Below are 3,524 nucleotides of genomic sequence, written 5' to 3'. Positions count from 1 at the left end.
CGAGCAGCAGCCCGTCGGGGACCCGGCGGATACGGATGCCGAGGGTCCTGCGCGGGACGTCCAGGGGGCCGGGGCCCGGCAGGCCGCTCACGAGACCTCCACGCGCATGGCTATGTCCTGGCAGATCGTCAGCACCTGGTTGATCCAGGGCCGGGGGTCCTCGGGGTCGTAGTCCCGCATGGTCTCCAGGGCCCAGTAGTCCTCGAAGGAGAGGGCGTCGGGGCGGGCGGCCCGGAAGCGCTGGGGCCGCCACTTGGGCGCCTGGCTGCCGAACTGGCCGAGTCCTTCGAGCAGCGCGTCGACGCTGGAGCCGAGCGCGGCCCGCGCGGAGAGAGTGGCGCTCTCCAGGTTGCCGGACTTCATCTGGCCGAGCGCGTCCTCGACACAGTTGTCGGAGGCGCCGAGCGAGCGGGCGATCATGAAGGAACGGAAGGCGGAACCGGCCACCTGGGCGCGCCGGGCCTCGAACCACGGCTCGCCCGCGAGGATCACACAGCTGTCCAGGCGCCCGAGGGCCAGCTCCTCCCGGGCGGCCAGCACCCGGGCGGGTGCGACGCCCCGGTTGTACTCGTCCCGGGAGACCTTGGCGAGCATCTGGTCGTAGTGGCCGTCCAGCCAGTACGTCACCTCCCAGCGCCGCTCCCCCAGATAGAACGACCGGCTGCGTACCCGGGGCGGGTTGAGCGGCATCGTGATGCTCGATGCGTCCGCGAACTCCGGCTCCCGCCCGGTGACGACGTAGAAGTCGTAGTCGCTGCGCTCGTTGTGCCAGCCGTGTGCCACCGAGCCGACGAGACTGACCGCGAGGGTGTCCCCCGGGATCAGCCCGCGGTCCCGAAGGACCCGAAGCCACTGGCCGGATTCGTTCTCCTGCACCCGAACACCCCTCGTTTGCAACGCCGTTGCCAACCCCGAGACAGGGAGTGCGGTGATCATAGACCGGGGGACGGCACCCTGGCACGGTGCTGTGTTCGGTGGAAACCGAATCCGTAGGCCGCCCGGCCGTGCTCGGTTAGGGTGATCGCCAGCCGGGCTGAAGTGGCCGGAAACAGGCCGCCGCGTCCCGCTGAATTCTCCGGTGCACCCACCGAGTTGCTGGAGGGAGGTGGGTCAGAATGCAGAAGTACAGCAAGCCGACGAAGAAGACCGTCAGCCAGGGCACCTCTTTGATGACTCTCGCCTGATCGAGCGATCGCCCGAGACACGACAGCGGGCGGGGGCTTCGCACTCCGGAGCCCCCGCCTTCGCCCGGCTCGCGCACGGCACCGGGCGGTGGCCGAGGAACAAGACATGTGTGGAATAGCAGGAATCGCCCGTCTGGGCAGCCGGACGCTCGGCGCCGGCACGGACGCCGTTCTCGACCGGCTGGCCGACATCCTCGACCACCGGGGGCCGGACGAGCGGGAGATCCTCCGCGACGACGCGGTCGGACTGGTCTTCACCCGCCTCGCGCTGGTCAACCCGGAGGACGGCAGCCAGCCCCTGGTCAGCGACGACGGCTCGCTCGTCCTGGTGGCCAACGGCGAGGTCTACAACCACCGGGAACTGGCCGCCGCGCTGCCCGGTGGCGCACGGATGCGGACCGGGTCGGACTGCGAGGTCCTGCTTCACCTCTACCGCCACCACGGGCTGGACTTCCTGCGCGAGGTGCGGGGCATGTTCGCCCTGATCCTGTGGGACCGGAACAGGAACCAACTCGTCCTGGCCCGCGACCGGTTCGGCATCAAGCCGCTCTACTACCACCGCGACGACGCGCGCATCGTGCTCTCCTCGGAGATCAAGGGACTGTTCGCCGATCCGGCGACCCCCCGCCGCTTCGACTGGGAACGGTCCCTCGCGACCCCCCTGCTGGCCGCCGCCGGCACCTTCAACGAGGCACCGCCGACCACCTGGTTCGAGGGTGTCGAACTGGTCCCCGCGGCCACCGTCGTACGCCTCGACCTCGCCGACGGCCGGACCACGGAGCACCGTTACTGGGGGCTGCCCGAGGACGCCGACGAGGGTGCCGACGCAGGGGAGTTGATCGGGCGGTACGGCGAGATCCTGGAGCACTCCGTGCAGGAGTGCGTCACCGCCGACACCGAGCTGGGGCTGTTCCTCTCCGGTGGCATCGACTCCTCCGCCGTCCTCGCCCTGGCCGGTGACCGGCGTACGGGCATGCACACGTTCACCGCGCTCACCGGGGGCACCGCGGACAACGGGGACGCGGAGCACGCCGCCTGGATCGCGCGCGAACTGGGCGTGCCCAACCACCAGGTGGCGTTCCCGGCCGAGCTGACGCCGACGCCTGAGCAGTGGCTGCGGCTGCTGTGGCTCACCGAGACCCCGATGTGCGGTCCCGAGGTGTACTACAAGCACGAACTGCACCGCTTCGCGCGCGAGGCCCGGCCGGGACTGCGGGGCATGCTCCTCGGCGCGGCCAGCGACGAGTTCAACGGTGGCTACGCGCAGGACATGGGCGCCACGGACTGGCCGTCGTTCCTGGACCTCCTCTCCCAGCTCGACCGCAATACCCGCCTCGCGCGCCGCCCGGCCCTGCGGCACTGGTGGGCACAGGAGCCGTGCTTCCTCGCCGCGAAGGCCCTCGATGGCCTGGAGCCGGACCCGGACCGGATCTACCGCGCCTATCTCAGGTCCGAGTACGGGCAGATCCAGCAGTACAACGTCTGGCACGAGGACCGTACGGCGGCCGGCAGCGGGGTGGAGGCCCGGGTGCCGTTCCTGGACCACCGCCTGGTCGAGCTGTGCGCACGGATCCCGGAGCGGCTGCGTCCCGAACTGCTGTGGAACAAACGGATATTGCGGGAGGCGGTCGCGTCCCGGCTGCCCCGGCGGATCGCCGAGCGCCCCAAGGTCCCCTTCTTCTACGGCGAGGGCACGTACCACTCGTACCGGATGCTGGTCCGGCTGATGCGCGCGGACTCCGGCGCCCTCGTGGAACGGGCGCTCGCCGCCCCGGGGGCCGCGGACTTCATCGACGGGGACCGGGTGCGCGCCCATCTCGCCGAGATCGGCGAGGGCAGGACCGACGCGCCGTCCGTGGAGATGCTGATGCGCGTCCTGAACATGGGGCTGCTCGCGGAGCTGGCCGTGAACGCGCCGCGCCTGGAGGACACTTCGGCGGGTCCGGTGCTCCAGGAGATCACCGGCGGCGGGCCGGTGGCCGATGCGGTGGCCGCACGTCCCGAGCTGCCCGGGGACGCGGTTTTGGCGTTCGCGGAGAATGTACTGCTGCTCACCGATCCGGCGGGTTCCGACTGGTACCTGGTCAAGGACGGGGAGATCGAGTTCGTGCTCCAGGCGGGCTCGCCGACGCTCGCGGTGCTGCGGGCGGTCGACGGCAAGAGCGCGCTGGCCGATCTGCTGGCTCCGATGGGCGCGGAAGGGGACGAGGAGGCGCGCGCCGACCTGGGCAATCTGCTGGACCTCGGCTTCCTGGCCTGGACCGGCTGATGTACCGGGAACGGGCCACCGAACCGCTCCTCGCGGCACGGACGGGGCCGGGGACGGGGACGGAGGCGCCG

At 71.1% G+C, this 3,524-nt stretch carries 2 protein-coding genes; one reads left to right on the top strand and one right to left on the bottom strand.

The genetic code is table 11. The features are described from left to right. Window positions 1-87: 87 nt before the first annotated feature. The gene (locus CCN72_RS32315) at window positions 88-876 is read right to left on the bottom strand and encodes a hypothetical protein (protein ID WP_086811751.1); all 789 of its coding nucleotides are present in this window, start codon (window positions 874-876) and stop codon (window positions 88-90) included. Between the two features lie 414 nt (window positions 877-1,290). Here CCN72_RS32315 and asnB point away from each other — a divergent pair, with 414 nt between their 5' ends. Next, the gene (gene asnB / locus CCN72_RS32310; protein WP_086811749.1) at window positions 1,291-3,453 is read left to right on the top strand and encodes an asparagine synthase (glutamine-hydrolyzing); all 2,163 of its coding nucleotides are present in this window, start codon (window positions 1,291-1,293) and stop codon (window positions 3,451-3,453) included. Window positions 3,454-3,524: the final 71 nt, after the last annotated feature.

The sequence above is a fragment of the Streptomyces murinus genome, assembly GCF_002154555.1.
GTDB classification, from domain to species: Bacteria; Actinomycetota; Actinomycetes; order Streptomycetales; family Streptomycetaceae; genus Streptomyces; species Streptomyces murinus.
Note: the sequence above shows the minus strand (reverse complement) of the source record. Positions and strands in the feature narration are given on the sequence as shown.

Coding starts and splice junctions, on each gene's coding strand:
- asnB (WP_086811749.1), top strand. CDS start 1,291: ATGTGTGGAATAGCAGGAATCGCCCGTCTGGGCAGCCGGACGCTCGGC.